Source organism: Pseudomonas rhizosphaerae, assembly GCF_000761155.1.
Classification (GTDB): domain Bacteria; phylum Pseudomonadota; class Gammaproteobacteria; order Pseudomonadales; family Pseudomonadaceae; genus Aquipseudomonas; species Aquipseudomonas rhizosphaerae.
On the sequence record NZ_CP009533.1, the window covers coordinates 506,192 to 526,603 of the forward strand.

The 20,412-nt window shown below is 62.7% G+C and carries 21 protein-coding genes; 15 read left to right on the top strand and 6 right to left on the bottom strand.

Annotation, left to right across the window (positions count from 1 at the left end; all coding sequences use genetic code 11):
• Positions 1-2: 2 nt before the first annotated feature.
• On the top strand, positions 3-1,253 hold the full coding sequence (locus tag LT40_RS02240) for an HlyD family type I secretion periplasmic adaptor subunit (RefSeq protein WP_084139703.1): 1,251 nt from the start codon (positions 3-5) through the stop codon (positions 1,251-1,253).
• Here the strand turns inward: LT40_RS02240 and LT40_RS21895 are convergent.
• Both LT40_RS21895 and LT40_RS20885 read right to left on the bottom strand, forming a co-directional pair.
• Entirely contained in the window at positions 1,250-1,690 is a 441-nt protein-coding gene (locus LT40_RS21895; RefSeq protein WP_052393215.1) for a winged helix-turn-helix domain-containing protein, read from the bottom strand. The genes LT40_RS02240 and LT40_RS21895 overlap by 4 nt on opposite strands.
• Positions 1,691-1,796: 106 nt before the next feature.
• Positions 1,797-2,522 (bottom strand): helix-turn-helix domain-containing protein, encoded by a 726-nt coding sequence (locus LT40_RS20885; RefSeq protein WP_052393217.1) that lies wholly within the window; start codon positions 2,520-2,522, stop codon positions 1,797-1,799.
• 310 nt (positions 2,523-2,832) lie between these two features.
• Between LT40_RS20885 and LT40_RS02255 the strand changes: the two genes are divergently transcribed.
• Entirely contained in the window at positions 2,833-4,074 is a 1,242-nt protein-coding gene (locus LT40_RS02255; protein ID WP_192090976.1) for a glutamine synthetase family protein, read from the top strand.
• Between the two features lie 115 nt (positions 4,075-4,189).
• A complete protein-coding gene (locus LT40_RS02260; protein WP_052393218.1) occupies positions 4,190-5,491 on the top strand; it encodes an MFS transporter in 1,302 nt (433 codons plus the stop codon).
• Positions 5,492-5,527: 36 nt separating this feature from the next.
• Here LT40_RS02260 and LT40_RS02265 read toward each other — a convergent pair whose 3' ends face one another.
• From LT40_RS02265 to flgA, 4 genes are all read right to left on the bottom strand, one after another.
• A complete protein-coding gene (locus tag LT40_RS02265) occupies positions 5,528-6,274 on the bottom strand; it encodes a flagellar brake protein (protein WP_043185985.1) in 747 nt (248 codons plus the stop codon).
• A gap of 245 nt (positions 6,275-6,519) precedes the next feature.
• Positions 6,520-6,987: a flagella synthesis protein FlgN gene (locus LT40_RS02270; RefSeq protein WP_043185986.1), complete on the bottom strand. Its 468-nt coding sequence runs from the start codon at positions 6,985-6,987 to the stop codon at positions 6,520-6,522.
• 49 nt (positions 6,988-7,036) lie between these two features.
• Entirely contained in the window at positions 7,037-7,342 is a 306-nt protein-coding gene (flgM, locus tag LT40_RS02275; protein ID WP_043185987.1) for a flagellar biosynthesis anti-sigma factor FlgM, read from the bottom strand.
• A gap of 149 nt (positions 7,343-7,491) precedes the next feature.
• Positions 7,492-8,244, bottom strand: coding sequence for a flagellar basal body P-ring formation chaperone FlgA (gene flgA / locus LT40_RS02280; RefSeq protein ID WP_043185988.1), 753 nt, complete (start codon positions 8,242-8,244; stop codon positions 7,492-7,494).
• Between the two features lie 58 nt (positions 8,245-8,302).
• Here flgA and LT40_RS02285 point away from each other — a divergent pair, with 58 nt between their 5' ends.
• The 12 genes from LT40_RS02285 (at position 8,303) to flgK (ending at position 20,399) form a co-directional block, all read left to right on the top strand.
• The gene (locus LT40_RS02285) at positions 8,303-9,229 is read left to right on the top strand and encodes a chemotaxis protein CheV (protein WP_043185989.1); all 927 of its coding nucleotides are present in this window, start codon (positions 8,303-8,305) and stop codon (positions 9,227-9,229) included.
• A gap of 48 nt (positions 9,230-9,277) precedes the next feature.
• On the top strand, positions 9,278-10,105 hold the full coding sequence (gene cheR / locus LT40_RS02290) for a protein-glutamate O-methyltransferase CheR (RefSeq protein WP_043193249.1): 828 nt from the start codon (positions 9,278-9,280) through the stop codon (positions 10,103-10,105).
• 225 nt (positions 10,106-10,330) lie between these two features.
• Positions 10,331-10,738: a flagellar basal body rod protein FlgB gene (gene flgB, locus LT40_RS02295; protein WP_043185991.1), complete on the top strand. Its 408-nt coding sequence runs from the start codon at positions 10,331-10,333 to the stop codon at positions 10,736-10,738.
• Between the two features lie 3 nt (positions 10,739-10,741).
• Entirely contained in the window at positions 10,742-11,185 is a 444-nt protein-coding gene (gene flgC / locus LT40_RS02300; RefSeq protein WP_043185994.1) for a flagellar basal body rod protein FlgC, read from the top strand.
• 15 nt (positions 11,186-11,200) lie between these two features.
• Positions 11,201-11,902 (top strand): flagellar hook assembly protein FlgD, encoded by a 702-nt coding sequence (gene flgD / locus LT40_RS02305; RefSeq protein ID WP_043185996.1) that lies wholly within the window; start codon positions 11,201-11,203, stop codon positions 11,900-11,902.
• A gap of 28 nt (positions 11,903-11,930) precedes the next feature.
• Complete coding sequence (gene flgE, locus LT40_RS02310; RefSeq protein WP_043185998.1) at positions 11,931-13,238, top strand: flagellar hook protein FlgE; 1,308 nt, start codon at positions 11,931-11,933, stop codon at positions 13,236-13,238.
• 432 nt (positions 13,239-13,670) lie between these two features.
• Positions 13,671-14,408, top strand: a complete 738-nt coding sequence (locus LT40_RS02320; RefSeq protein WP_043186002.1) for a flagellar basal body rod protein FlgF — start codon at positions 13,671-13,673, stop codon at positions 14,406-14,408.
• A gap of 49 nt (positions 14,409-14,457) precedes the next feature.
• Positions 14,458-15,243 carry a flagellar basal-body rod protein FlgG gene (gene flgG, locus LT40_RS02325; protein ID WP_043186004.1) on the top strand — a complete coding sequence of 262 codons (786 nt, stop codon included), beginning with the start codon at positions 14,458-14,460 and terminating at the stop codon, positions 15,241-15,243.
• A gap of 70 nt (positions 15,244-15,313) precedes the next feature.
• Positions 15,314-16,009, top strand: coding sequence for a flagellar basal body L-ring protein FlgH (gene flgH / locus LT40_RS02330; protein WP_043186005.1), 696 nt, complete (start codon positions 15,314-15,316; stop codon positions 16,007-16,009).
• A 12-nt stretch (positions 16,010-16,021) separates the two neighbouring features.
• Entirely contained in the window at positions 16,022-17,131 is a 1,110-nt protein-coding gene (locus LT40_RS02335) for a flagellar basal body P-ring protein FlgI (protein ID WP_043186008.1), read from the top strand.
• 11 nt (positions 17,132-17,142) lie between these two features.
• Positions 17,143-18,345: a flagellar assembly peptidoglycan hydrolase FlgJ gene (gene flgJ, locus LT40_RS02340; RefSeq protein ID WP_043186010.1), complete on the top strand. Its 1,203-nt coding sequence runs from the start codon at positions 17,143-17,145 to the stop codon at positions 18,343-18,345.
• A gap of 11 nt (positions 18,346-18,356) precedes the next feature.
• Positions 18,357-20,399, top strand: a complete 2,043-nt coding sequence (gene flgK / locus LT40_RS02345) for a flagellar hook-associated protein FlgK (RefSeq protein WP_043186013.1) — start codon at positions 18,357-18,359, stop codon at positions 20,397-20,399.
• The last annotated feature ends 13 nt before the right edge of the window (positions 20,400-20,412 follow it).

A 20,412-nucleotide genomic window follows, 5' to 3' on the forward strand; every position in this document is an offset into this window, starting at 1 on the left:
AAATGGACACAGGCAAGGGTTTCAAGGTGCTGGGCCCCGGTGAATTCAAGCGCATTCCGCTGCTCAGCGAAGACGGTGCTCCGGGCCAGTCGTATTACCAGGACGGAGTCGACGACTCTACCGTCGTGCGTGCTACCCGGGTGGTCTGGGCGGCGGTGGCGATGCTGCTGGCGTTCTTCGTCTGGGCCTTCTTCTTCGAGGTGGTGGAAGTGTCCACCGGTACCGGCAAGGTCATCCCCAGTTCGCGGGAACAAGTGATCCAGTCGCTGGAAGGCGGCATCGTTGCCGAGATGAACGTGAGCGAAGGGGCCATCGTCGAACGCGGGCAGGTGCTGGCCCAGCTCGATCCGACCAAGACCGAATCCAACTTTGGCGAAAGCGCAGCGAAGTACCGGGCCACGCTGGCCAGTGTGGCCCGCCTGCAGGCTGAAGTAGGGCTCAAACCGCTGAAATTTCCACCCGAGCTGAATGCCTATCCGGCACTGCTCAAGGCCGAAACCGAGCTGTACAACGTCCGCCGTCGCGGTCTGGACGATTCGCTGGCCGGCATCAACGAGTCCCTGCGCCTGGTCCGCAGCGAATTGCAGATCACCGAAAACCTGGCCAGGACCGGCGCCGCCAGCCGCGTCGAAGTCTTGCGGCTGAATCGGCAGCGCTCGGAACTGGAGCTCAAGCTCACCGAGGCCCGTTCAGACTATATGGTGCGTGCTCGCGAGGAACTGGCCAAGGCCAGTGCCGATGTCGAAACCCTCACCGCCGTGCTCAAGGGGCGCTCCGATTCAGTCTCGCGCCTGACCTTGCGCTCGCCGGTGCGAGGCATCGTCAAGGACATCGAGGTCACCACCATCGGTGGCGTGGTACCGCCCAACGGCCAACTGATGCAGATCGTGCCGCTGGACGAGCGCCTGTTGATCGAGGCCCGCATCTCACCCCGCGACATCGCGTTCATTCACCCCGACCAGCAGGCCAAGGTGAAGATCACTGCCTACGATTATTCGATCTACGGCGGGCTCGATGGCAAGGTCGTGACCATCTCGCCCGACACCATTCAGGATGAGGTCAAGCCAGAGGTGTTCTATTACCGGGTATTCATTCGCACCGATTCCGATTCGCTGGAGAACAAGGCCGGGAAGAAGTTCGCCATCGTCCCCGGCATGATCGCCACGGTGGACATCACCACGGGCCACAAGACGGTATTGGATTACCTGATCAAACCGCTGAACAGGGCCAAGGAAGCCCTGCGCGAGCGCTAGCAACAGCAGCGGGGCTTGCCCGCCAGGCCCGTCGGCGATTTCCAGCTGGAGCAATAGGCCGCCCGCACCACTTGGGCCAGGCAGTAGCCGCGGTTGCGTACCGAACGGATCAGGCGTTCACCACCGCTGCATTGGCCAAACTTGCTTTGCAGGCGGCTCAGGGACATTTCCAGGCCGTTGTAGTGGCTGGGGTCCTTGCCCAGGCCGGCAATCAGCGCTTCCTTGCTGATCACCCGTTCGCTGCTGAAGGCCAGCATGCTCAGTACCCAGCATTCGGTGCGGGTCAGGGCCACGCTGATGCCGTTCTGGGTGAGGGTGCAGTCGACATCGTTGAACCACCAGAAGCCGCGTGCCAGCTGCGCTTCGTCGGTTGTCTGGTGGGCGGTGTAGAGCTGATTGTTGACTGACGAAAATTTGTTGCCAAGGTCCGTAGGCATAGGGTCGTTCCTTCAAAACGTAGAGCTGGAGCAATGTCGTATCACTCCAAGCCTAGTACGCCGTGAAAAAACCGCCAATGGCCATCGGTCTGGTGAACACCGCTTTTCAGTGCAAAGCGCTGGGCGGAGGTGAGATGCACCCGCGGTTCAGGCGGTAGCCGCTGCCGCGCACACTCTGGATCACGTTGGTGCCGAAGACTTTCCGAATGCTGCTGCGCAGGCGACTGACGAATTTTTCCACCACACGCACGTCGTACATCCGCAGGTTCAACCCGAGCAACTGCGCCAAGTCGTCGAAGCTGAGTTGGTGCTGGGGCGCGTACAGCAGCGCCAGCACCACTTGGACCTGTACGAAGGTCAGGTCCAGCCGCCGCGTTTCATCTTCCAGGCACAGGCGCGCAGGGTCCACCACGGGCGGCGCCAGGTTCCAGTAGTCCGGGTTCTGGAACAGCTCGACGTAGAACGTCTCGCGCTCCGGCTCCGCGTTCGGTAGGCGCAAAACATGGTCGGCTCCTGCCTGCTGATAGGCCTGGCGAATGGACGGATCGGCGCCCGTCAGCGCCACCAGCACCGAGGCCCAGGTGTTGCCGCGACGGATGTCGTCGACCCAGCGCACGCCTTTCTGGCGTTCACCACGGCCAGGCTCGACGAGAATGACCTTGTGCCGGCTTTTTTCGTAGTCGAACGTGGGTTGCAGTTCGGGTTGCAGACCTTCGACGGGCAGGGAGAGGGGGTTGAGGTAGCGCTCCAGCGATTGGCTCTGTGAGGTATCGGTGCAAAGCATGAGAAGACAGGGTTCGAGCGGGTGAAACAGTGCAGCCAAAACATCCATGTGTATCATTCCTTCTGTTCGCCGAGCCGGCGGACAAGGCGCAGCATCAAGCTGCCTGGATCCAACATGTACACTGTGTACTGGCGCTACGCTATCGGCAAGCGACTTTGGTCGTAGTCCTCCTTTGCAGATGGCTTGTCACGCGCCTGCCCGGTTGAGTATTTTGTCTGCATCGCCGCCTGCGGCATTCAGCATCAAGGACAGAAACATGAGTAGCGAAGGACTGCGTACGCTCGCCGAGCGTCTGCACGGTGTCGACGAAATCGAATGCGTCACCCCCGACCTGAACGGCGTACCGCGCGGCAAGGTCATGACCGCAGAAGGCTTCCTGGAAGGGCGGCGCCTGCAACTGGCCAGCGGCGTGTTGCTGCAGTGCATCATGGGCGGCTACCCGCCGAGCCGCTACTACGGTGCCGACGATGGTGACGTCGCGCTGGTGCCCGACCTGAACCGGTTGCATCGCCTGCCGTGGAGCGAGCCGGCCCGTGCGTGGGTCATCTGCGATGCGCAGGAGCTGACCGGAGGCTTCTCCCCCCTGTCCACGCGCGGTCTGCTGCAGACGGTCCTGGCCCGCTACACCCGTCTGGGCCTGGCGCCGGTGGTGGCCACCGAGCTGGAATTTTTCGTGTTTGCTGCCAACCCCGACCCGTCGTTGCCGTTCCAGGCGCCGATCGGGCTGGATGGCCGGCGCGAGGACGGCAGCAGTGCGTTCAGCGTGGCTTCCAACAACGGCTTGCGGCCGTTCTTCACCGAGGTCTACCGCTGCATGGCGGCGATGGGCCTGCCGCGCGACACGGTGATGCATGAAATGGGCGTCAGCCAGTTCGAGATCAACCTGCTGCACGGCGATCCGCTGCTGCTGGCCGACCAGACCTTCCTGTTCAAGCACCTGCTCAAGGAAGTCGCGCTCAAGCACGGGCTCAGCGTGGTGTGCATGGCCAAGCCGCTGGCGCGGGTGGCCGGCAGTTCGATGCACATACACCAGAGCGTGGTGGCGCAGGACAGCGGCCTGAATATGTTCAACGACGCGCACGACCAGCCCACCGATACCTTCCGCCACTTCATCGGCGGGCAACAGGCGGCCATGGCCGATTTCACGGCGCTGCTGGCGCCCAACGTGAACTCCTACCAACGCCTGTGCCAGCCTTATGCGTCGCCGAACAACGCCTGCTGGTCCCACGACAATCGCGCCGCCGGGCTGCGCATACCGGCCAGCGCGGCAAGTGCGCGCAGGGTCGAGAACCGCCTGCCGGGCGCCGATGCCAATCCTTACCTGGCCATCGCTGCCAGCCTTGCTGCAGGTCTGCATGGTATCGAACAGCGGCTCGAGCCATCGGCGCCTTTGCAGGGCGACATTGCGGTGCCCGACGAATTGTCTTTGCCATGTACCTTGCACGCGGCTTTGGAGCGTCTGAATCGCAGCCCGTTGGCCAGGGAACTGTTCGGCAATGTGTTCATCGAAGGCTACATTGCGACCAAGACCCTGGAACTGGCGAGTTTTTTCGACGAAATCACTCCCTGGGAGCGCCGGGTGCTGGCGGCCCAGGCTTGATCCTGCAACAGCGTGAATTCAGGTGACGATCCTTTCCCGTAGCGGTCAGCCGCGGTTTAGGAGAGATCGTCGCCCGTGACCTGATCGTTCCGACCTCCTTTACCGCGGACCTGTAATGCGCCAAATCTGGAAAAACTTTCGAGCCCTGTATTTCGCCTCACTGATGATGCTGATCGGCTCCGGTCTGTTGAGCACCTACCTGGCCCTGCGCCTGTCGGCCGAGCAGGTCGACAGCCTGTGGGTCGGCGCCCTGATGGCCGCCAACTATTTCGGTCTGGCGCTGGGCGGCAAGATCGGTCACCGACTGATCGCGCGTGTCGGCCATATCCGCGCCTATGCCACCTGCGCCGGTATCGTTGGCGCCGCCGTGCTGGGCCATGGCCTGGTGAACTACCTGCCTGCCTGGCTGTTCCTGCGGGTCATCGTCGGCCTGGGCATGATGTGCCAGTACATGGTGATCGAAAGCTGGCTCAACGAGCAGGCCGACACCAAGCAGCGCGGGGCGGTGTTCAGCGGCTACATGATCGCCTCCTACCTGGGCCTGGTGCTGGGCCAGCTGATTCTGGTGGTGCACCCGCAACTGGGCCTGGAACTGCTCATGCTGGTCGCGCTGTGCTTCGCCCTGTGCCTGGTGCCGGTGGCCCTGACCCGACGGATTCACCCGGCGCCCATGCACCCGGCGCCCATGGAGCCGCGCTTCTTCATCAGCCGCGTGCCGCAGTCGCTGAGCACCGTGCTGGGCTCGGGCCTGATCGTCGGCTCGTTTTACGGCCTGGCACCCCTGTATGCCTCGCAGCAAGGGCTGAGCACCGAGCAGGTGGGTTTGTTCATGGGCTCGTGCATCTTTGCCGGTCTGCTGGTGCAGTGGCCATTGGGTTGGTTGTCGGACCGCTACGACCGTGCCCTGCTGATCCGCTGTGTGGCCGTCGGTATCGCCATCGCCGCACTGCCCCTGGCGTTGATTCCGGCCGTGCCGCTGGAAGTGCTGTTCGCCGCCGGCTTCCTGGTGTCGTTGCTGCAGTTCTCGCTGTACCCACTGGCCGTGGCGTTTTCCAACGACCACGTCGAAGCCGATCGACGTGTCTCATTGACCGCCATGCTGCTGGTGACCTATGGGGTGGGTGCCTGTATCGGGCCACTGGTGGCAGGGGTGTTGATGAAGCAGTTCGGCAGCCAGATGCTGTATGCCTTTTTCAGTTTCTTCGCCGTGGTGCTGGTGTGGCGAATCCGGCCCAAGGCGGTCACCAACCTGCATGTGGTCGACGATGCGCCGTTGCATCACGTGGCGATGCCGGCGGCCAACTCGCCACTTGCGGCTGCCCTGGACCCTCGTGTGGACGAGCACATGGTGCAGGAACAGATGCAGAACACCGAGCCAGCCGAGCCCGCCGAGGAAGAGCCGGCCAAGGCCGTCTAGAGAACTGCCAGGCCGCGCGTGGCGCGCGGCCTGTGGTCAGAAATCGTCTCTGTCGAAGCGCTGTGCGTCGCGTTGCAACTGATGCACGAAGCGTTCGATCTGGCGCTGCACCAAGCCGGGAATGTTGTGGAAACGCACGCCCACGAACGTGGTGTCGATGCGTTCCTCGAAATGCAGATGGCGCAACTCGACCGGCGTGGTCATGGCGCCGAAGGGCAGGGCGGCGGCGAAGCGCTCGTAGATCTGACCCAGTTGCAGGCGCTCGCTGATGTCGCCCTCGAAACGCAGCTTGCAACCATGAGCCGAGATGTCCAGCAGCTTGCCGACCAGGGTGTTCTTCAGCCGGGAGCCGGCGATTTCCACGTCCACCAGTTGCGACAGCTTGAGCGCAGCGCGGAAGGCGTTGCGCCGCTGGTGGTAGACCACCTGGCCTGGCAGCGCGCCCACGTAGCATCGACCGCATTCTTTCTGGGTGATGGTCCAGGCGCCCTGGCTTTCCCACGCCACGCGCACACCGTCATGAAAGCCTTCTACCTTGAACGGCTCGCCCGCCTCCAGGTACTTCTCGCCTTCACGGGGGATCATTTCATCGAGAACGATGCGCAGGTTGTCCCGGTCCACTTCCACCAGAAAACTCTGACAGCGCAAGGTGCGTTCGTGGAAGGTGATGATCAGGGGGTCATGGGCTTCCTGGAGCATGCGCAGGTTGCCCGCGACTTCCAGCGGCGTGGCCAGCACTTTGGGCGGTTGCGGAGCGTCTTCCACGTTCGATGCGTTTGACACGTTCTTGTCTACTCCGGGAAGCGCCGACTGCGCAGGTGCGGCATTCTGCCAGCTCGTTGAGAAGGTTTAAAGATGGCTGGCGCGCATTGCGTTTTTGCCACTGGCACCGCATTTGCCGCCGACGCGGCTCGCGCCGCTGCTACAGGGACCACGATCACTGTAGATACTCTGACACCGTGATTGTGGCTGGTGTACCAGGAACCCTGTAGCAGCGGCGCGAGCCGCGTCCGGCAGCAACGCACCACTCAAGCCTGGCTCAGGGCACGATACGTGGCCATTTTCGAGGTCGACCCACGGCTGTTGTAGAGCGACGGCGGCTCGGCGCCGGTGATGATGCGGATCTGGTTGGCAGTGGCCACCTGCTGACGCACGATACCCTGGCCAACCTGCGCATTGATCGCCTGGCACTGCGACAGCAACTGGCTCAACGAATCGCCACGTTCCAACAACGCATCGCCCAGGTGCGACTGACGTGCCAGCGCCTGCAACCCTTCGCGATCGGCTGACAAACCAAGCTGCACGAGCAGTTGGCTGCGCCGGCGTCCATTCTGTTCGAGCAACACGATCAACGACTGCTTCTGCGCCAGAATCGTTTCCAGAAGCTCCATGTCGCGGCTCTGCAAGGCCAGCGACTCGTCGCGCAGCAACTCGAGCAGTTGCCCTGCGTACGGGAGGTCTTCTTCAATCAGCTGCAACAGCGTTTGATCGTGCATGGTAAGCCCTGGCGTTGACGCGTCCAGAAGCCCCGGCGCCTAGACTGGACTAGCGCTGGGCTTCGAAGTTGAGCATTTTGCTGGCAACGCGCTCGCTGTCGACTTTATAGCTACCCTCGGCGATGGCCTGTTTGAGCTCGGCGACGCGGGCGCTGTTGACAGTGGGCTGATCGCTCAGCTTGTCGGTGATTTTCTGCATTTGCTGGGCCTGATCGCTCAAAGTGACCGGTTCCCCGCTCTTCACGGCTGGCGTGCTGGGCACGGTCGTGTCGGCGGCCACTTCCTTGGCAGTGCCGGTACGTGATGCACCCTGCACTGAAGGCGAGCTTCCTACTCGGTTGAAGTCGATAACCATTGTTGTGAACCCCTGGGTATTTGGACGCTTGCCTTGTTTTCGGCCAAATCCCGATTAACTTTAGGCGCAATTTCGCAAATGCCCGATGCGGCGGCGACGGGCGCGTATAGCCCCCTAGTGTAGGAAAACTCCTGTTCGCCGACCAGCTTTTACATCGCCACTTCCACCTGTCCGGGGCCGGTGATCCGCGCCTTGACCACGCGTTTGGAGTTCAGGTTGCGCACGCGGATCTGCTCGCTCATCCCACCCTGGGCCAGCGCCTCGCCCGGCATGCGCACCGCCAGGGTGCCGCTGCGGGCGATGATCACCACCTGGTCACCCTTGAGCACGAGGGCTTGCTGCTCCAGGAATACCGGCGTCAGCACCTGGTCGATAACCGTCGGTCGGATCAGCTTCATGCCCACGGCCTCGTCGACCGAGACCAGGAAGCCTTGACCCATGGCACCGATGTCGCGCTCGCGCAGCGCCACGTCGGCTTCGGTCAGCACGCTGTCACGCTTGAGCGGCCGGGTGGTGGTTACTACCTCGCGGAACAGCCGGACCTGCGCCGGAACGAATACCGTCCATGGCGCGCCGCCCTCGCAGCGCACGCGCACGGTGACCCGGCCCAGGGGTTGCGCCGGGCTTTCCAGGGTCGCCGACAGCTGCCGGTCGCACCCCGGCATGCGCAGCCGTGGGTCGAGGTTGTTCACTTCGATCTCGTAACGGCCCTGGATTTGCGAGGTCGCCAGATAATCTTCAACGGTGAACTCAAGAAAACCCTGGGTGACACCGATAAGCTGTTCGGGCAATGTGACATTGTCGGCGCGCGCCGCACTGCCGAGCACCGCGCCACCCACCGTGGCAATGGCCCAGAATAAATACGCAGCGATGTGTCGAGAAACTGTCGTTTTTGCGTTCATGCAGTGCTAATAGCAAGGCCCGTGCCGATTTCGAGCGGGTCGCAAGAGGAGTTTGGGCATGGCGGGTGTAATGGATTCGGTGAACCAGCGCACACAGCTGGTTGGGCAGAATCGCCTCGAGCTGTTGTTGTTTCGCCTCAATGGCAAGCAGCTCTACGGGATCAATGTCTTCAAGGTCAGGGAGGTGCTGCAATGCCCCAAACTGACGGTATTGCCTAAGTCCAACCCGGTGGTTCGCGGCGTGGCCAACATTCGCGGCGCCACCATCCCGATCCTCGATCTGGACATGGCCACGGGGTCCGTGGGCCTTGCGGCGTCCACCGACACCTTTGTCATCATCACCGAGTACAACACCAAGATTCAGGGCTTCCTGGTGCATTCGGTGGAGCGTATCGTCAACATGAACTGGGAAGAGATCCATCCGCCACCCAAGGGCACCGGCCGCGATCACTACCTGACTGCCGTCACCCGCGTGGACAACCAGCTGGTCGAGATCATCGACGTCGAGAAGATTCTCGCCGAAGTGGCGCCGACTTCCGAAGCGATCTCGGTCGGCGTGGTCGACGAAGAGACCCACAGCAAGGCCGTGTCCCTGCGCGTGTTGACCGTCGACGACTCATCGGTGGCGCGCAAGCAGGTGACCCGCTGCCTGCAAACGGTCGGGGTGGAGGTGGTGGCCCTGAACGACGGTCGTCAGGCGCTGGAGTACCTGCGCAAGATGGTCGACGAGGGCAAGCGTCCGGAAGAGGAATTCCTGATGCTGATTTCCGACATCGAGATGCCGGAGATGGACGGCTACACATTGACCGCCGAGATCCGCAGCGACCCGCGCATGCAGAAGTTGCACATCATCCTGCATACTTCGCTGTCCGGGGTGTTCAACCAGGCCATGGTGAAGAAGGTCGGCGCCGATGATTTCCTGGCCAAGTTCCGTCCCGACGATCTGGCGGCGCGCGTCGTCGATCGCATCAAGGCAGCAGTATGAATGCCGGGCGCCAGCGCCCGGCCTACCGAACCAGCAAGAGGCGGCACCGTGTCTACGGGTAATTTGGATTTTGATCAATTCCGGGTCTTCCTGGAAAAAGCCTGTGGCATTCTCTTGGGCGACAACAAGCAGTACCTGGTTGCCAGCCGCCTGAACAAGCTGATGGAGCAGCAAGGCATCAAGTCCCTGGGCGAGCTGGTGCAGCGTATCCAGACCCAACCGCGCAGCGGTCTGCGCGAACAGGTGGTGGACGCCATGACCACCAACGAAACGCTGTGGTTTCGCGACACCTACCCGTTCGAAGTGATGAAAAACAAGGTCCTGCCCGAGAGCATAAAGGCCAGCCCCGGCGCGCGCCTGCGCATCTGGTCGGCGGCCTGCTCGTCGGGCCAGGAACCTTATTCGCTGTCGATGACCATCGACGAATTCGAGCGCAGTAATCTGGGCCAGTTGAAGTCGGGCGTGCAGATCGTTGCCACCGACCTGTCCGGCAGCATGCTGACCAACTGCAAGAGCGGGGAGTACGACAGCCTGGCGATCGGCCGGGGCCTTTCCCAGGAGCGCCTGCAGCGCTACTTCGATCCCAAGGGACCGGGACGCTGGGCAGTCAAGGCACCGATCCGCAGCCGTGTCGAGTTTCGTGCGTTCAACCTGCTCGACAGCTACGCGGCGCTTGGCAAGTTCGACATCGTGTTTTGTCGCAACGTGTTGATCTACTTCTCCGCGCAGGTGAAGAAAGACATCCTTACCCGCATCCATGGCACCCTCAAGCCCGGTGGTTACCTGTTTCTGGGCGCTTCCGAAGCCCTGAACGGCTTGCCCGAGCTCTATCAGATGGTGCAGTGCAGCCCCGGCATCATCTATCAGGCCAAGTGATGTCGTGCCTGACATGACATGACGGACCATCGCAACGCCGGGCGGCAATTTTTCTGACGCCAGCGTTGCCGCTTTTCCCCCTCAGCGGAAAATTCTTGCCGCTTTTCTGGCATCTCTCGTCGCCCGAGTCGCCTGTAACCCGCACGGGGCGGGCATTTCGAGACTTGGCACAGTCATTGCTATCTATCTTGCACGAACCATCTGGTCTGCCGCATAGGTACCAACATGAGCATCAGTTTCGATAAAGCGCTGGGCATTCACGAGCAAGCCTTGGGGTTTCGCGCCAAGCGCGCCGAAGTGCTGGCCAACAACATCGCCAACGCCGACACACCCAACTACAAGGCTCGTGACCTGGACTTCGCCTCGGTGCTGGCAGCCCAGAACGAGCAGAACGGCAAAGGCGCCTTCGGCCTGCAGACCACCAGCAGCAAGCACATCGCCGCCCAGGGTTTCAGCTCGGGCGACGAGACCTTGCAGTACCGTATCTCCACCCAGCCGTCACTGGACCAGAACACCGTCGACGCGCAGATCGAGCAATCGAACTACGCCGAGAACTCGGTGAACTTCCAGGCCAGTTTCACCCTGCTCAACAGCAAGTTCAAAGGGCTGGTATCGGCCCTTCGCGGAGAGTAAGCCATGTCCCTTGCCAGTGTCTTCAACATCGCCGGTAGCGGCATGAGCGCGCAGACCACGCGCCTGAACACCGTGGCGAGCAACATCGCCAACGCCGAGACTGTGTCGTCCAGCATCGACCAGACCTACCGCGCGCGCCACCCGGTGTTCGCCACCATGCTCCAGGGCCAGCAGAACGGCGACAGCGGTTCGCTGTTCAGCGACCAGGATTCGGCAGGGCAGGGCGTGCAGGTCACCGGCGTGGTCGAGGACCAGAGCAACCTCGAGGCGCGCTACGAGCCCAACCATCCGGCGGCGAACAAGGACGGCTACGTCTACTACCCGAACGTCAACGTGGTCGAGGAAATGGCCGATATGATCTCGGCCAGCCGTTCCTTCCAGACCAACGCCGAATTGATGAACACCGCAAAGACCATGATGCAGAAGGTGCTGACCCTGGGTCAGTGATAGAGGCGAGCGCAGATGACGACTACCAGCAGTACTACCGGCGTGAGCTCCTCGGTCCTGGACTCATTGCAGAAAACCACCAGCAGCACCAACAGCTCGACCGGCACCGCCGGCAGTGCCTTGGGCAAGGACGCGTTCCTGCAGTTGCTGGTGACCCAGATGCAGAACCAGAACCCGCTCGATCCCCAGGACAACGGCGAGTTCGTCGCCCAGCTCGCGCAGTTCAGCAGCCTGGAAAGCATGCAGAGCCTGAATTCGTCGGTGAGCACCATCGCCAACAACTACCAATCGTCCCAGGCGCTGCAAGCCTCGTCCCTGGTCGGCCGTTCGGTCATTGCCCAGACCGACACCGCCGTGGTCGACCCCACCAAGGGCCTGACCGGTTCCGTAGCCCTGACCTCGTCCAGCAGCAACACCACGGTCGGCGTCTATAACGCCAAGGGCGACCTGGTGCGCAGCATCGACCTGGGCAGCCAGTCGGCCGGCAACGCCAGCTTCACCTGGGATGGCAAGGACAGCAACGGCGCAGTTGCCGCTGCCGGCACCTATACCTTCAAGGCCGCGGCCACCGTCGACGGTACCGCCACGGCCATGAGCACCTACCTGCCTGCCACGGTGAACAGCGTCACGATGGGCACCAATGGCGGTGAACTGACCCTCAACCTCGCTGGACTGGGTGGCATCGCGCTGTCGAAAGTCCAAACCATCGGAATTTGAGCCGCTTCGTTCGGCGCAGGAGTACAGCATGACTTTCAATATCGGCTTGAGCGGTCTTTCGGCAGCCAACAAGGCGCTTAACGTGACCGGCAACAACATTGCCAACGTTGCAACCACCGGCTTCAAATCTTCCCGCGCGGAATTCGCCGACCAGTACGCCGCGTCGATCCGCGCCACGGCCGGCAAGACCAGCGTGGGCAGCGGTGTGACCACCGCCGCCGTGTCCCAGCAGTTCACCCAGGGCAACATCGCCTCGACCGGCCAGAGCCTGGACCTGGCGATCAACGGCAACGGCTTCTTCGTGCTCAACGACAACGGCCAGAAGCTCTACACCCGCGCCGGTGCCTTCTACAGCGACAAGGACGGCAACGTCGTCGACGTGGGAGGCAACAATCTGCAGGGGTATAACGCCCAAGACGGCGTGGTGCAGACCGGCGTGTTGACCAACCTGAAGATCGATTCCTCGAACCTGCAGCCCAAGGCGACTACGAAGATCGCCGAAACCGTCAACCTGAACTCCAGCGCTCAGCCGCCGACCATCACGCCATTCGATCCGAGCAACGTCAGCAGCTACAACTACACCTTCAACACCGACGTGTACGACAGCCTGGGCAATGCGCACCAGATGAACCAGTACTTCGTCAAGGACGCCGCCAACAGCTGGACCATGCGCACCACTATCGACGGGCGCAATCCAGCCGATCCTTCCTTGACCACTCCATTGGTCAACAAGCTGGATTTCGGGTCCGACGGTAGCCTCATCATGCCTGCTCAAGGCGTGATCGCCGGCGGCCTCGGCATCAATGCAGACAAGAGCTTCAACTTGTCCGACTGGGTGCCCGCCGCTAAAGGCGCCGACGGCACATGGACTGCGAACCAAGCGACGGCCAACGCCGGTGGCGTGACGCTGAACATGCTGGCAACCACACAATACAACGCGGCTTCCGCCACTTCGGCCAAGACCCAGGACGGCTACGCGACCGGCGAGTTGACCGGTCTGTCGGTAGACGGCACCGGCAACATGTTCGCCAACTTCACCAACGGCCAGAACAAGGTCATCGGTCAGGTCGCCATGGCCAGCTTCGCCAACATGCAGGGCCTGGCGCCCAACGGCGGTACCAACTGGAAAGAGTCGTTCGCCTCGGGTACCGCCGTGATCGGCACGCCTGACACGGGCGTCATGGGCAACCTGCAATCCCAGGCACTGGAAGACTCCAACGTCGACCTGACAGCCGAGCTGGTGAACTTGATCAAGGCGCAGAGCAACTACCAGGCAAACGCCAAGACCATCTCCACCGAAAGCACCGTGATGCAGACCATCATCCAGATGACGTAATGAAGGCAGGGCAGTGATGCGGTGTGTGTGGACGGCCCTGGCCTTTGCGGCAACCTGCGCGATGGCCGTTGCCGCGCCGGCGCCCTGGTACAAATACCAGAGCCTTGAGACCGGTCGGTACCTGTGCAGTCAGGTCGACCCCGGGCCGCATTACCGCCGCTTCGCCGGGCCGTTTGCCAGCGCCGGTTGTCGGCGCTGAACGTTTAGCCGCCAGGGCTCGTCCTGGCGGCGCGACGTAAATCCATTCTCCTATTGCCGCTAGCGGCAATGCCGCGCCGACTTTTCGGCGTCAAGCTTTCAATCCTTTCTTGGCGAACCGCTGCAGGCCCCGTCCTAGAAGGGCTGCAGGCATCCATCGGAAGTTGGCCCGCATATTGCTCTACCTCTCTCAGTACAGCAGTAGACGGCATTCGCCCGTCGATGGAGAGACCTGTGGACAAGATGCTCTACGTGGCAATGACCGGTGCCAGCCAGAACGCGCTGGCACAGAAGGCCCATGCCAACAACCTGGCCAACATTTCGACCACCGGTTTCAAGCGTGACCTGGAGCAGGCGCGTTCGATGCCGGTGTTCGGCGACACCTTTCCTTCGCGGGCCTATGCCCTGACCGAACGTCCGGCAACCGATTTCAGCGGCGGTGCGTTGCAGGAAACCGGCCGGGATCTGGACGTCGCGGTGGGCGGCAACGGTTTCATCGCCGTGCAGACCCCCGACGGCGGCGAAGCCTACGTGCGCACCGCCAGCATGAACGTCGATGCGCTCGGCGTGCTGCGCGCCGGCAATGGTTTGCCGGTCATGGGCAACGGTGGTCCGATCGCCGTTCCGCCGGACGAAAAAATCGAGATCGGCATGGACGGCACCATCAGCATTCGTGGTCTGGGGCAGGCCCCCAACGTCATGGCCCAGGTCGACCGCATCAAGCTGGTCAATCCGGACGTGAAAACCCTGACCAAGGGCCTGGATGGCTTGATCCACACGTCCAATGGCCAGCCGGCCCCTGCCGACGCCGCGGTTCGCGTCGAGTCCGGTTTCCTGGAGGCGAGCAACGTCAACGCGGTCGAGGAAATGACCTCGGTGCTGGCGCTTTCCAAGCAGTTCGAACTGCACATCAAGATGATGAGCACCGCCAAAGAAGGCGACGAGGCCATGGCCCGGGTCTTGCAAATCTAATTCCAGCGTAGCGATCGCGCCGTAAACCAGGCGCCTCAGGAGAAGACACATGCTTCCAGCACTTTGGGTCAGCAAGACCGGCCTCCAGGCTCAGGACACCAACCTGACCACCATTTCCAACAACCTGGCGAACGTATCGACCACCGGTTTCAAGCGTGATCGCGCCGAATTCCAGGACCTGCTCTATCAGATCAAGCGTCAGCCCGGCGCCCAGTCGACCCAGGACAGCGAGCTGCCCTCGGGCCTGCAGGTCGGTACCGGTGTGCGCATCGTCGGCACCCAGAAGAACTTCACCGCCGGCAGCCTGCAGACCACCGACCAACCGCTGGACATGGCCATCAACGGCCGCGGTTTCTTCCAGGTCATGCAGCCTGACGGTACCGTTTCGTACACCCGCGACGGCACCTTCCACCTGAACTCCGACGGCCAGATCGTCACCGCCCAGGGTTTGGCCCTGGAGCCTGCCATCGTCGTTCCCAACGAGGCGCAGACCTTCACCGTGGGCACCGATGGCACCGTCTCCATCACCACCGCCGGCAACGCTGCCTCGCAGGTGATCGGCAACCTGCAGACCGCCGACTTCATCAACCCGGCCGGCCTGCAGGCCATCGGTGGCAACCTGTTCCTGGAAACCGCTTCCAGCGGTGCACCGCAGGTGGCGACGCCCGGCTTGAACGGCGCCGGTACCGTGCTGCAGAACACCCTGGAGAACTCCAACGTGAGCACCGTGGAAGAGCTGGTCAACATGATCACCACCCAGCGTGCCTACGAGATGAACTCCAAGGTGATTTCCACCGCCGACCAGATGCTGCAGAACCTGACCCAGAACCTGTAACCCTGGTCCGTCCGTAACCCCCAAGCTACCTGGGCGCCGCGCGCGCCGGCTACACCGTGAGGTCTGTGTCATGCGTCGTGTCTCGATTGTTCTTGCCCTGAGTGGAATGGCCTTGCTGACCGGTTGCGTCGCGCCACCGGCCAAGCCCAACGACCCGTACTATGCCCCGGTGCTGCCGCGCACGCCGATGCCTGCCGCCGCCAACAACGGCTCGATCTACCAGGCCGGCTTCGAGCAGAACCTGTACAGCGACCGCAAGGCGTTCCGCGTGGGCGATATCATCACCATCACCCTCAACGAACGCACCTCGGCCAGCAAGAGCGCCAACTCCAAGGTCGGCAAGGACAGCAACAACAGCCTGGGCCTGACCTCGCTGTTCGGTGCGGGGGTGAACACCAACAACCCGCTGGGCAGCGGCGACCTGAGCCTCAACGCAGGCTACAGCGGCACGCGGGCCACCAACGGTACGGCTGCGGCGGCGCAGAACAACAGCCTGACCGGCTCGGTCACGGTCACCGTGGCCGACGTGCTGCCCAACGGCATCATCTCGGTCCGCGGCGAGAAATGGATGACGCTCAACACCGGCGAAGAGCTGGTGCGCATCTCCGGTCTGGTCCGGGCCGATGACATCGCCACCGACAACACCGTGTCCTCGACCCGGGTGGCCGATGCGCGCATCACCTATTCGGGCACCGGTTCGTTTGCCGAGGCCAGTCAGCCGGGTTGGTTCGACCGGTTCTTCGCCAGCCCCCTGTTCCCTTTCTGAGTGCGTCCGTCCATGCTCAACTTCAAACACCTGATCGCCGCTGCACTGCTGTTGTCCGCCGCGTTCGGCGTTCAGGCCGAGCGCCTCAAGGACATCGCCAGCATTTCCGGCGTGCGCACCAACCAGTTGATCGGCTACGGCCTGGTCGTGGGCCTCAATGGCACCGGCGACCAGACCACCCAGACCCCGTTCACCCTGCAGACCTTCAACAACATGCTGTCGCAGTTCGGCATCAAGGTGCCGCCGGGCTCGGGCAACGTACAGCTCAAGAACGTCGCCGCAGTGTCGATCCATGCCGACCTGCCAGCGTTCGCCAAACCAGGGCAGGTGATCGACATTACCGTGTCGTCCATCGGCAACTCGAAGAGCCTGCGCGGCGGCAGCCTGCTGATGACCCCGCTCAAGGGTATCGACGGCAACGTCTACGCCATCGCCCAGGGCAACCTGGTCGTCGGTGGTTTTGACGCCGAAGGCCGCGACGGGTCGAAAATCACCGTCAATGTGCCGTCGGCAGGACGGATTCCTGGCGGTGCCAGCGTCGAGCGCGCCGTGCCCAGTGGCTTCAACCAGGGCAACAGCCTGACGCTGAACCTCAACCGCTCGGACTTCACGACCGCCAAGCACATCGTCGACAAGATCAACGAGCTACTTGGCCCGGGAGTTGCACAGGCTATTGACGGGGGCTCGGTACGCGTCACTGCACCGGTCGACCCCAGCCAGCGCGTGGACTACCTGTCGATTCTCGAGAACCTCGATGTCGACGTAGGGCAGGCGGTGGCCAAGGTGATCATCAATTCGCGCACCGGCACCATCGTGATCGGCCAGAACGTCAAGGTATCGCCCGCGGCAGTGACCCACGGCAGCCTGACGGTCACCATCACCGAAGATCCGATCGTCAGCCAGCCTGGGCCCTTGTCCGGTGGCGAAACGGCGGTGGTGCCACGTTCGCGGGTCAGCGCCCAGCAGGAAGCCAAACCGATGTTCAAGTTTGGCCCTGGCACCACGCTCGACGAGATCGTCCGCGCGGTCAACCAGGTGGGAGCTGCGCCCGGTGACTTGATGGCCATTCTCGAAGCCCTGAAACAGGCCGGCGCGTTGCAGGCCGACCTGATCGTGATTTGAGGTAACAGCTGATGGAAATGCCGAATGGCGGAGTATCGGGAACACGGGATTCAGGGGCTTACACAGACCTCAATCGCCTGAGCTCGTTGAAAGTCGGGGATCGCGACAGCGAGGCCAACCTGCGCAAGGTGGCCCAGGAATTCGAGTCGCTGTTCCTCGGTGAAATGCTCAAGTCCATGCGTTCGGCGAATGACGTGTTGGCCAAGGACAATCCGCTGAACACCGAAACCACCAAGCAGTACCAGTCCATGTACGACCAGCAGCTGTCCGTGACCTTGTCCAAGGAAGGTGGCGGCATTGGCCTGCAGGACGTGCTCATGCGCCAGCTGTCCAAGACCAAGGGCGTGGCCCGTGCCGGCGCGAACCCGTTCGCCCATGCCGACAACAGCCTCAACAAGCCCCTGGGTGCCACCCGCGACGCTTCGGCCGATGCCAAGGCCGCAGGCACCCCGGCACATAACGACATCGCCCTGCTCAACCAGCGTCGTCTGTCGTTGCCAAGCAAGCTGGCCGATCGTCTGGTGGCCGGCATCGTGCCATCGGCGGCCACCGAGGCAGGCGCTGCCACGGGCAGCAAGAACCTCATCAACGTCCCGGCCAGTGCACCGGCCAACAGCATTGCCAATGCCGTGCGCAGCGGTGCGGCGGTCGAGGGCAGCAGCCTGGCGAAAAGTGTCGCCCAGCCGCCCCTGGCCCCGGCCAAGCGTGCCTTTGGCTCGTCCGACGAATTCATCGCGACCATGCTGCCCATGGCCGAAAAAGCCGCTGCGCGCATCGGTGTCGACCCCAAGGTGCTGGTCGCCCAGGCGGCGCTGGAAACCGGTTGGGGCAAATCGATCATGCGCGCAGACGACGGCAGCAGCAGTCACAACCTGTTCGGCATCAAGGCCACCGGCAACTGGAAGGGCGAGAACGCCCGCGCGATCACCAGCGAATTCCGTAATGGGCAGATGGTCAAGGAAACCGCCGATTTCCGCTCGTACGGCTCCTATGAAGACAGCTTCCACGACCTGGTCAGCCTGTTGCAGAACAACGACCGCTACCAGGGCGTGGTCAAGGCCGCGGACAACCCCGAACAATTCGTCAAGGAACTGCAGAAGGCCGGCTACGCCACCGACCCGAACTACGCCAGCAAGATCTCCTCGATCGCCAAGCAGATGCAAGGCTATGAGACCTACGCTCGCAGCAGCACCAGCGCTACCACGAATCTATAAGGCTTGAACCCATGTCGAATCTGATCTCCATTGGGCTGTCCGGTCTGGCGTCCAGCCAGGCATCCCTGGCGACCACCGGTAACAACATCGCCAACGTCGCGACCGCCGGCTATTCGCGGCAGTCCGTGGTGAACACTGCCAGTGGCTTGCAGAATATCGGCGTGGGCTACCTGGGCACCGGCACCACGATTTCCGACGTGCGCCGTATCTACAGCAGCTACATGGATACCCAGTTGCAGACCAGCACTGCACTGAGCAACGACGCGAGCGCGTACAGCGCCCAGATCAACAGCATCGACAAACTGCTGTCGGACGGCAGCACTGGCATCAGCGCAGTGCTCAGCAGCTTCTTCTCCGCCGTGCAGACCGCCGCCGCCAACCCCAGCGATACGTCGTCGCGGCAACTGCTGCTGACCCAGGCGCAAACCCTGAGCAATCGCTTCAATTCGATTTCGGCGCAGTTCAGCCAGCAGAACGACAGCATCAATGCGTCGCTGACCACCTTGACCGGGCAGGTCAACAAGCTCAGTGGCAACATCGCCGAGCTCAACAAGCAGATCACCGCGATGTCGGGCACCGGTGCCACGCCCAACAGCCTGCTCGATGCGCGCAACGAAAACGTCCGCCAGCTCAACGAGCTGGTCGGCGTGACCGTGCAACAGCGCGACGGCAACTACGACGTCTACCTGGGCTCGGGCCAGTCACTGGTCACCGGCGGCTCGGCGAACTCGCTGGTGGCAACACCCGGCGTGGCCGACAAGAGCCAGTACGGTTTGAGCATCCAGTACCAGGGCTACAGCACCGACGTGACCTCGGTGACCACCGGCGGCGAGATCGGCGGCCTGCTGCGTTTTCGCAGCGACGCCCTGAACCCGGCAATCAACGAGCTGGGGCGCACTGCCATTGTCGTGACCGACACCCTGAACAGCCAGTTGGGCAGGGGTATCGACCTCAACGGTGATTTCGGCTCCTCGGTGTTTTCCAGCATCAACAGCGCGACCGCCGTTGCCAACCGCAGCCTGGCGGCGTCCAGCAACAGCGCAGGGTCGGGCAACCTCAGCGTGAGCGTGGCCGATTCCAGCAAGCTGACCATCTATGACTACAACGTCAAGTTCAGCAGCGCCAGTGCCTACAGCGTGACCCGTTCGGACGGCACCTCGATGGGCAACTTCGACCTGGGCACGACCCCTGCGCCAGTAGTCGACGGGGTCACCCTGGGCCTGAACGGCAAGGTCGCGACCGGCGACAGCTTCGTCGTCACGCCAACCCGTAGCGGTGCAAGCGCCATCACCACCACGCTCACCGACTCGAACAAGCTGGCCTTCGCCGCGCCGCTCACGGGCACCGCGACAGTCGGCAACTCCGGCACCGGCACCTTCACCCAGCCGGTGCTGAGCAGCAAGCTGGACATCTACAGCGGCACGGCCCTGAGCCAGTTGCAGAGCGGCATCGAAACCTCGTCGCCGGTCAAGCTGGTGTTCGGCAAGACCACCGACGGCGCGCAGGGCTACAGCCTGTACAACGCTGCCGGCACCAGTATCGGCAGCGGCACCATCGTGCCCGGCCAGAGCAACAACCTCAGCCTGACCGTGCCGGTGGTGGGTGCCGATGGCCAGCCCGTCAACGGCGCCGACGGCAAGCAGCTGACCTTCAAATTCGAAACCACCGTGGGCGGCACCCCGGCCGTCAACGACAGCTACACCGTGTCGTTCAACGCCGACGGCAAATCCGACAACCGCAACGCCACGCAACTGCTGGCGCTGCAGACCAAGGCCACCGTCGGCGCCACGGCAGGCAACCCCGGCATGAGCTTCACCAGTGCCTACGCTTCGCTGGTGGAGCGGGTCGGCGCCAAGGCCAGCCAGGCCACGGTCGACACCAAAGCCACCGGTGCCGTCCTGACCCAGGCCAAGACCAATCGCGACTCGGTATCGGGCGTCAACCTGGACGATGAAGCGGCCTCCCTGGTGAAGTTCCAGCAGTACTACACGGCGTCCTCGCAGATCATCAAGGCTGCGCAGGAAACATTCAGCGTCCTGATCAACGCCCTTTAAGGAATAGTCGACC

Coding starts and splice junctions, on each gene's coding strand:
- LT40_RS02270 (WP_043185986.1), bottom strand. CDS start 6,987: ATGCACGATCAAACGCTGTTGCAGCTGATTGAAGAAGACCTCCCGTAC.
- LT40_RS02240 (WP_084139703.1), top strand. CDS start 3: ATGGACACAGGCAAGGGTTTCAAGGTGCTGGGCCCCGGTGAATTCAAG.
- LT40_RS02335 (WP_043186008.1), top strand. CDS start 16,022: ATGCTCAACTTCAAACACCTGATCGCCGCTGCACTGCTGTTGTCCGCC.
- LT40_RS20885 (WP_052393217.1), bottom strand. CDS start 2,522: ATGGATGTTTTGGCTGCACTGTTTCACCCGCTCGAACCCTGTCTTCTC.
- LT40_RS02255 (WP_192090976.1), top strand. CDS start 2,833: ATGACCGCAGAAGGCTTCCTGGAAGGGCGGCGCCTGCAACTGGCCAGC.
- flgJ (WP_043186010.1), top strand. CDS start 17,143: ATGGAAATGCCGAATGGCGGAGTATCGGGAACACGGGATTCAGGGGCT.
- LT40_RS21895 (WP_052393215.1), bottom strand. CDS start 1,690: ATGCCTACGGACCTTGGCAACAAATTTTCGTCAGTCAACAATCAGCTC.
- flgH (WP_043186005.1), top strand. CDS start 15,314: ATGCGTCGTGTCTCGATTGTTCTTGCCCTGAGTGGAATGGCCTTGCTG.
- flgK (WP_043186013.1), top strand. CDS start 18,357: ATGTCGAATCTGATCTCCATTGGGCTGTCCGGTCTGGCGTCCAGCCAG.
- flgE (WP_043185998.1), top strand. CDS start 11,931: ATGACTTTCAATATCGGCTTGAGCGGTCTTTCGGCAGCCAACAAGGCG.
- flgB (WP_043185991.1), top strand. CDS start 10,331: ATGAGCATCAGTTTCGATAAAGCGCTGGGCATTCACGAGCAAGCCTTG.
- flgA (WP_043185988.1), bottom strand. CDS start 8,244: ATGAACGCAAAAACGACAGTTTCTCGACACATCGCTGCGTATTTATTC.
- LT40_RS02285 (WP_043185989.1), top strand. CDS start 8,303: ATGGCGGGTGTAATGGATTCGGTGAACCAGCGCACACAGCTGGTTGGG.
- flgC (WP_043185994.1), top strand. CDS start 10,742: ATGTCCCTTGCCAGTGTCTTCAACATCGCCGGTAGCGGCATGAGCGCG.
- flgM (WP_043185987.1), bottom strand. CDS start 7,342: ATGGTTATCGACTTCAACCGAGTAGGAAGCTCGCCTTCAGTGCAGGGT.
- flgG (WP_043186004.1), top strand. CDS start 14,458: ATGCTTCCAGCACTTTGGGTCAGCAAGACCGGCCTCCAGGCTCAGGAC.
- flgD (WP_043185996.1), top strand. CDS start 11,201: ATGACGACTACCAGCAGTACTACCGGCGTGAGCTCCTCGGTCCTGGAC.
- LT40_RS02260 (WP_052393218.1), top strand. CDS start 4,190: ATGCGCCAAATCTGGAAAAACTTTCGAGCCCTGTATTTCGCCTCACTG.